General features: G+C 72.8%; 5 protein-coding genes. All 5 read right to left on the bottom strand.

From position 1 onward, the window contains the following. On the bottom strand, positions 1-2225 hold a 2225-nt coding region (locus tag AB8Z36_RS25620; protein ID WP_369215739.1), incomplete at its 3' end, for a hypothetical protein. Continuing rightward, on the bottom strand, positions 2218-3027 hold the full coding sequence (locus tag AB8Z36_RS25615) for a hypothetical protein (RefSeq protein ID WP_369215738.1): 810 nt from the start codon (positions 3025-3027) through the stop codon (positions 2218-2220). The genes AB8Z36_RS25615 and AB8Z36_RS25620, both read right to left, overlap by 8 nt. Before the next feature lie 93 nt (positions 3028-3120). Further along, the gene (locus AB8Z36_RS25610; RefSeq protein ID WP_369215737.1) at positions 3121-3789 is read right to left on the bottom strand and encodes a Crp/Fnr family transcriptional regulator; all 669 of its coding nucleotides are present in this window, start codon (positions 3787-3789) and stop codon (positions 3121-3123) included. A 323-nt stretch (positions 3790-4112) separates the two neighbouring features. Continuing rightward, complete coding sequence (locus AB8Z36_RS25605; protein WP_369215736.1) at positions 4113-5000, bottom strand: DUF2382 domain-containing protein; 888 nt, start codon at positions 4998-5000, stop codon at positions 4113-4115. Positions 5001-5256: 256 nt separating this feature from the next. After that, entirely contained in the window at positions 5257-6471 is a 1215-nt protein-coding gene (locus tag AB8Z36_RS25600; protein WP_369215735.1) for an FAD-dependent monooxygenase, read from the bottom strand. Positions 6472-6581: the final 110 nt, after the last annotated feature.

The raw sequence follows: 6581 nt of genomic DNA, 5'->3' as shown, positions 1-6581 counted from the left end.
GGTATGGGGGGTGCGGCGGTGCGCCGCGGGGCCGTCGGCGGGCGCTCGCGGAGCGATGCGAGGAGCACCTCCGCGAGGTGGCGGGCGCCGGGGATCGCGTAGTCTGGATGGTTCAGCGCCATGGACAGATGGCGGCGCAGCGCTACCCACTGGCGTGCGCTCATGGCGTTGCGCATGGCCTCGCCGAGTCCGTGCACGGCGCCGGTGACGGACGGGTCGTCCCGCAACTGCACCAGCGTCCGGCACAGCGCGCCGACGGCCCGGCCGCGGTGGCTGCTGTGCAGGGCGTCCGCCCACAGCGGTCCGAGGTGGCGCGCGCTGTCCGGGACGGTGCGCAGGAGCGCCGCGGTGAGGGGTTCGGGGGCTTCGAGCCGTTCGGCCATGAGGAGGTGTACGGCGATGCGCAGCGCGATCGACCGATCCCTGGACCCGGGTGCCGTCCTGACCAGCACGGTGCGTACGTAGCGGAGGGTGACGAGCGCTCGGTCCGGGTCGTGCTCGGCGCTCTGGAGGAGCAGGACGAAGGAGCGGTGGGCCGCGAAGGCGATCCGCTCCCCGCGCTGCGTCAGGAACCAGAGCAGTTTGAGCGCGTCCATGCGGTACAGGGACCCCAGGCGGCCGGTGAGGGCCATGGCCGCCGTCACGGCACGGCCCTGCCCGCTGTTGTCCGACCAGCTCAGAGCGGTGTTCAGGGCCTGCGACGCGAGATGTTCGACGTCGCACATGAACTGGAGTGTCAGTGCCGCCGTCACCCGCTGACTGGCGTGCCCGTCGGACCACACCTTCAGCAGGTTCTCGTCGACCTCGACGAGCGCGTGCCGGGCCAGGAGCGCGACGCCGCGGGCCACCTCCGTACGGGTGCCCAGGTCGCCGTCGTGCGCCAGTTCGCCGAGCCACCGGCGCAGCGGATACCAGAGCTCGTAGCCGTACAGGTCGTGCAGTTCCTTGATGACCAGTTCGCGGACGCGGGGCGAGGTGAACACCAGGCGGCGCTCGCTGCGCCCGGCGCCCCGGCCCGGCTCGGCCCGGTGCTCGGTCGTCACGAGCCCCACGGCCCGTTCCCGCCACCGGGCCCTGGACTGCTGGGCGACCGCGCCGCCGAACGCCCCCGCGGCCTCGTCGCCCCGCTCCGCCGCCGGGGTCTCGCCGCTCTGCTCCCAGGCGCGGACGTGGGCGGCGAGCCCGGCGCACTCCTTTTCGAACGTCCGCTCTGGGACGCCCTCCAGAAAGGCCAGGGCCGCGATCGGGATCAGGTCGTCCGCGGAAGGACGCCTGCGGAACAGCTCCTCCACCAGCTCCCGGTGCCCGTCCCGCAGTCCCTCCAGCGCCTTGTGCGGGCCCTCCTGGGACAGGGCCAGGGCCGCGGTGACGACGGCCGCGGGCCGCCGCTGCTCACCGACGCGCTCCAGCAGCTCCTTCTCGGTGTCCGCGTCCAGGGCGGCGTGCGGCAGGCTCTCGCGGCAGCGATCGAAGAGTTCCACGGGGTCCGGGGCCCGCCACGGCACGCACAGGTCCCGCAGCGCCAGCCGCCGCCGGGTCGCCGCGCCCGCCGTGAGCACCAGGTACGACCCCTTGCGGCGCAGTTCCTCGCCGAGCCGTCCGATCTCGTACGCCTGCACGGCCTCGACGTGCAGCTCGCCCACGTAGTCGAGGATGACGTAGCCCTGGCCCGGCCTGAGGTCGCGCGAGACGGCGAGCTCGGCCAGGGCGTTGGCCGGCGACAGGCTCCGCAGCTCGGCGTCCGCGCCCAGGACCTCCCTGAGCAGGGCGAGGGAACCCGCGCCCCTGCCGCACTGGTCCTCGCCGGTCAGCACGGTGAGGGCGTGCTCGCGGAGGATGCCGAGCGCCTCGTCGAAGCAGGGCTGCGGCGGGGCGTAGAACCGCAGGGCCCGGTCCGCGTCGCCGGGTTCGATGATGCCGGGGGCGAGGCCGGGGGACGTGGCGGCGCCGAAGCCGAACGCCGCTCCCGACGCGTCGACGACGCCGTAGAAGTTGTTGTTGACCAGTTGGTGGACGCGGCGCAGTTCGTCGTAGCCGCGGTCGTCCTCCTCCCGTTCCTCCTGCTGTTCGCGTCCCCTGCGGGCCGCTTCCGGTCCGGTGTCCGCGTCCCGCGCGCCCTCGGCCGCCTCGTCGGTGACCTCCGGAGCGGGTGCCACCGGGTCGGCGGCGGGCGGGGACACGGGTGGCACGTCCGCCACGTCGTCCGGGTCCACGACGTCAGCCACCGGCGCTCCCGAAGCCGAAGACGGCGCCCCTCGCGTCCACGGAACCGGCGACATTGGTGACGCTGACGCTGCCTGCCCCCCGGAAGTCGTTGCTGATCCCCGCCGTGTCCCCGCCCGCGGCCGCCGGTTGCGTCCCGGCGGCCGCGGGCTCCCCCTGTGCGGGGACCGCGGACGTCCCCGTCTCCGCGGTCCCTGGCTCCTGCGGGGCGGCGGCCTGCCCGCCGAGCGCGGGCACGCACAGCCAGGCCGCCGCCTCGAACTCCTTCACCTGGACCGTGACGCGGCTGAAGTCGGTGGTCCTCAGCGTCGTGTGGCCGCCCGCCACCGTGGACCGGAAGACGTCGTCGGAGAGCAGCAGCGCCAGGTCGGCCCCCGGGGCGGCGGCCAGGGCGCCGTAGAGCGCGGGTGCGTTCAGCAGGCGTGCCGTGGCGACCACGGCCGAACCGGCGAATCCGTTGTCGGCCAGTTCCACCGGACCCTGGTGGATGACGGCGCGCAGGCGCATCCGGGCGTGCGGGACCCGCTGGGCGTTGTACTCGCGCAGTCCGGCGACGAGGTGCCGGACGTAGTCGTCGACCAGGCGCGGTTCCTTGCCGTCGACGGGCCGCACCGCCAGTTGCTCGTCGCCCTTGCGCTGGATCTGCCACTGCGAGCGGTCGAGGCCCGCGCCCCTGGCGGCGCGGTCGAGGAGCCGCGGCAGATCGTGCTGGATCTCCGACTGCCGACGGTCGTTGTTGCTCCCGTACGCCTGGGCGTCCACGGCGATGCAGGTGCAGGGATAGAAGTCAGGCCACGCAGCCACCCGATCATTTCCTCTCTGGGCAGGCGATGGGCAGACACTGCCCACGAAGTGCTGCCCGAGAGGTTAGGAGACGGCTCGGCGGGTGATCCCGTATCAATACGGGTTGTCGGCGAGGACTTTGGCGAATTCCAGCAGCCTCGGGACGTCGCAGATGGTGATGGACCGGTAGCTGCGTTCGACCAGCCCGTTGGCCGTCAGGACCGCCAGGCTCTTCTCGGCCGTGGGGAGTTTCAGGCCGGCCAGCGAGGCGAGTTCCTTCTGCGTCAGCGTCACACCGAGGTCGCACCGCCTGCCGTCGCTGTCCGGGGCGGGGCGCGCGTAGGCCTGGCACAGCTCCGCGAGGACCCTGGCGAGTCGGGTCAGCGAGTCGTAGGCCTGGAAGTCGACCCGCCGCCGGTTCGCCCAGCGCAGCCGGGCGCAGAGCATGTGGAGGATGGCCCGCATGGCGTCCGGGCGGCGGGCGAGGAAGTCCTCGAGTGCCCGCATCTGGATGACCCGGGCGGTCACGTCACTGCACGCGATCACCGTGCCGGATCTGGGGCGCTCCTCGAAGGCCGCCATCTCGCCGACCAGGTCGCCCGCTATCCGCACGGCGAGCAGCATCTCGTAGCCGCTCTCGGAGCTGGCGACGACCTTCACGACGCCGCTGGTGATCAGCAGGACGTGGCGGCTGTCGTCCCCCTGCTGCAACAGGGCGCGGTGCGGCGGATAGACGATCGGGGTGCCCAGGGCCAGGAGTTCCTCGCGTGTCGCGCTGCGCAACCGGCCGATAAAGGTGGAAGGCGGCCACGCCTGATTCACCGACACCCCCGCGATCCGACTCCACGGCGCCGCGCGCCGTTCCCCTGGCACGCCGTTCCCCTGCCAGGCCGTTCGACTGCCACGCCGTCCAATTGCCCGACCATGCTGCCGCCGAGCCGTGCGACGGCAACCCCGGTTGCCGGGATGTGGCCTGTTTTCTCGCCTGGCACCGGGGATTGACCGAACACGCGCGCCGTGCGGCCCCGGGCCCGGCAGCCCGGAGGGGAGCACCCCTGGTGACGGGTGCTCCCCTCCGGGCCGGGGGCCGGAAAGACGAGACGGTGTCAGTGGCCCGGACCCTGCTTCCGGTCGCGCCAGTCCTCCGGGTTGCCCTTCATGCCGCGGCGGTCGCCCTTCATGCCGCGACGGCCGGTCTTCGTGTCGTCGTCGAACTCGATCTCTTCCCTGCGGACGGTGTCGGAGACCTCCTGCGTCTCCGTGACCCGCTCGGTCTCCAGGCGTACGCGCTCCACCGGCACGGACTCCTTGCTCACGACCGCGTGCTCGGCGTGGAGGGTCACCTCGGTCTCCGCCTCGCCGATGTTGGCGCGGGTGCGGTCGCCCTCGCGGATCGGCTCGCGGACGACACGGACCTCCTCGTGCGAGACCGGGACGGACGTCGTGACGTCCTCGTTCACCACCCGCTTGCGGAGGTGGGCGTGGCCGACCTCTTCCTCCTCGGTGCCGATCCGCAGCCGCTCCTCGGAGCGGACCATGTCGTGGCGGCTGCGGTCGTCGTCCGCCACACCGCGGCCGGCGCCCGCGCCCGCCATGGGGCGCTCCCCGGCCATCGGGCGGTCGCCCGTCGCCATGCCGGTGCCCATGCCCGTGCCGGTGGTGCCCGCGCCGGGACGGGTCAGGCCGTAGTGGGCGTACAGCTCGTGCTCCTGACCGGGCTCCAGGTGCTCGTCGGCGTCGACCCGCGGCGCCTCCTTGACCGCCTCCTTGGTACAGGAGACGTGCAGGGCTTCCTGCCGGAGGCGGGCCCCGGACAGCGGGACGAAGCTCTCCTTCATGCCGAAGAGGCCCGTCTTGACGGTCACCCACTCGGGGCGTCCGCTGCGGTCGTCGAGGTAGACCCGTTCGATGCTGCCTATCTTCTCGCCGGTCCGGTCATAGGCTGTCAGGCCTTTGAGCGCGTCAGGGTTGGTGAAGGCCTCGCCCTGCGTCATGGGTGATCACTCCCTTGGAGCATGCGACGGGCAGAAACCAATCCGCCACGGGACGACGCACGCCTCAAGGTCCATCGCGCGCCGCCCGCGCCCGCCGCGCAACGCGAGGAATCACGGAGCGTGCGGGGAACGCCCCGCGAGCCTCCCCCACCCCGTCAACAAGGCCGATCGGAGCGCTCACATCCCGTACGGGGGCCAGGGGCCATTCGGGTTAACTTGTGGTGTTTACACCCATCGGGCGGGCCGGTCCGCGCCGTCAGGACTCCGGGCGGCGGCCCTGGAGAGCCCTCGCCACGCGCGGGCCCAGGCGCTGCTTCAGGCGGCGCAGCGACCCGAGGCGGCCGACCGTCCGGTCCAGGTGGTAGTAGATCTGGGGCGGCACGTAGGGCAGCAGCGGCGAGTGGCGCTGGCCGAGCAGGGCGAACATCCGCTCCGGGGCCAGGCCGATGTAGCGGGGCAGGTTCTCGTACCACTGGGCGCTGTGCCGGGCCGCGCTCTGCACCGCGAGCAGGTCGTGCTTGCGGCGGCGCTCATAGCGCGCGAGGGCGTCGGGGAGCTGCTCCGGGCCCACCCCCTTGAGCACCCTCGCCAGGCAGGCGGCATCGCGGAGCGCCAGCGTGGTGCCCGCCCCGATCGAGTAGTGCGTGGTGTGGGCGGCGTCGCCGATCAGCGTCAGATTGCCGTCGGACCAGGTGGCGTTGGTGACCGTCGGGAAGGCCTGCCACTGGGCGTGGCCCTCGATGTCGTCGCGGCCGAGCAGCTCGTGGCCGTCGAGCGGCTCCGCGAACAGCTTCTCCAGGAGGCGCAGGGCATCGGCGTTGGCGAGCCGGTCGAAGCCGAGCCCCGTCCAGGTCGCCGCCGAGCACTCCACCACGCAGGTGCTGTGGCCGCCGCTGAACCCGTACGCGTAACACCAGATCCAGCCGTGCCCGGTCTCCACGAAGGCGAAGGTGAACGCGGTGAAGACGCGGGTCGTGCCGAGCCAGATGAAGCGGTTGGCGCCGCTGGTCACGCGGGTGCCGAAGTGCTCCGCATGCGCCGTGCGCAGCCTGCTGTGCGCGCCGTCGCCCGCGACGATCAGATCCGCGTCCGGCAGGTCGTCGCGGCCCGCGATCTCCGTGCCGAACTCCAGGCGCACGCCGAGCGAGCGGGCCCGGTCCGCGAGGACCGTCCGCATCTCGTGGCGTCCGATGGCGTGGCCGAGGTCACCGTCGTGGGCGGTGGTCGTGCCGCCGACGTGGGCGAGACCGCCGCGCCAGTCCACGCACCGCTCGGCGATGGCGGCGGCCGACTCCGGGTCGTGCGCCCGCAGCTCGGCGAGCAGGTCGGGCCAGAAGGTGACCCCCCAGCCGTGGCGCGTGCCCTCGGCGTGCCGTTCATGGACGGTGATCTCGTGGTCCGGGTCCTGGAGCTTCGCCAGAATGGCCAGGTACAGGGACGCGGGGCCGCCGCCTACGCAATCGATCTTCACGGGTGGTCCTGTCGCCGAGGGAAGCGGAACGATCACTCAACGTAAGTGCCCGCCGCCGCTTCTCCCCTGAGGCCCGGCCCGGTGTCGCCGCGCGTCGCCCTGTTGCGCCA

It is taken from the genome of Streptomyces flavofungini (assembly GCF_041028215.1).
In the GTDB taxonomy this organism is placed as follows: domain Bacteria; phylum Actinomycetota; class Actinomycetes; order Streptomycetales; family Streptomycetaceae; genus Streptomyces; species Streptomyces flavofungini_B.
This window is presented reverse-complemented; position numbering and strand designations above follow the sequence as displayed.